Genomic DNA, 1,084 nt, shown 5'->3' with positions numbered 1-1,084 from the left:
GTTACAATTCCAGAATCAGACATTATTTGGCAAGATTTAAAAGAAAGACAAAGTGTTATTCTAAAAAACAATATATGTTAGAGAACTCATTAAAGCTATTATTTTTAAAACTTAATAACCAATTGGATATTTTAATTTAACAATACCAATGTTTTAAGTCATTATGTTCTTTGTCGTTTAAGCTGATCATAAAATTTTCAGATCCAAAGCTCAAGGCCAGAGTAAAAAAATCTGATCTATATGCAGGCAATTCTTTTACATTCATTCTTAAATCATCCATTTTAAAACAATGGAACGATTGGTATACTGATCTCAGATTGGAATCTGTGGCTTCATACAATTCGTCGATATGTAACAAAGTGGGAATACCTGTTATAGCTTAAATTTACTTATATGCTATATTTGCAGCTCAAAATAAATAATCAAACTATGAAAGAACTTATCGAAAAGATCAATGCTGAATTTGAAGCATTTTCTACTGATACAGCACTACAGAGTGAAAAAAGTAACAAGGCTGCCGGTACAAGAGCTAGAAAATCTGCTCTAGAACTGAGCAAGCTATTCAAGGAATTCCGTAAGGTATCTGTTGAAGAAGCAAAAAAATAAAAATAAAATCCCAGCCAAACGGTTGGGATTTGTTATATCATCGCCTTTGGTGAATTGGTCTATTCAATTTATAAAAGAACCTCATGTAAAAAAAGTACATTCCTTTTCAGGGCGTCCCCTACGGACGGGCTTTTCATTTCAATCTTTTCCTACCGGAAAAGGATTTACTTTTCAATCCCTGACGCAAAGTTCCTGATTGCATCGTAGACACGATGTTAAACATCAAAAAAAATTAAATTGTAGCCTATGGTTATATTCTTTTACAAAGATTGGCTTGAGATTATTCCAAAATTAACATATCCATTAAATAGCACGCTTAAAGAGTACCAAAAAAGCATAATAAATATTTGCATTTAACTAAATTTGAATTTAAAATTGCAACGCATGCCAAAAAGAGATTCTATTTTAGTGAACAGCATGGATTCCAGCAGCAGTATTGCTGTTGGAATATGGGATGGTTCAACTCCCGGCATCCTAA

1 protein-coding gene and 1 pseudogene are annotated in these 1,084 nt (G+C 32.3%); both read left to right on the top strand.

From position 1 onward, the window contains the following. Window positions 1–140, top strand: a pseudogene (locus BUA89_RS22835) (IS1 family transposase); the annotation flags it as partial. A 289-nt stretch (window positions 141–429) separates the two neighbouring features. Next, window positions 430–606, top strand: a complete 177-nt coding sequence (locus BUA89_RS22660) for a histone H1 (protein WP_072964290.1) — start codon at window positions 430–432, stop codon at window positions 604–606. Window positions 607–1,084: the final 478 nt, after the last annotated feature.

It is taken from the genome of Chryseobacterium arachidis (assembly GCF_900129245.1).
GTDB classification, from domain to species: domain Bacteria; phylum Bacteroidota; class Bacteroidia; order Flavobacteriales; family Weeksellaceae; genus Chryseobacterium; species Chryseobacterium arachidis.
The sequence above is the reverse complement of the archived record's forward strand: the minus strand, read 5'-3'. Positions and strand labels throughout refer to the sequence as shown.

Bases quoted from the DNA above. Each gene is read 5' to 3' on its own strand.
- BUA89_RS22660 (WP_072964290.1), top strand. From the start codon at position 430: ATGAAAGAACTTATCGAAAAGATCAATGCTGAATTTGAAGCATTTTCT.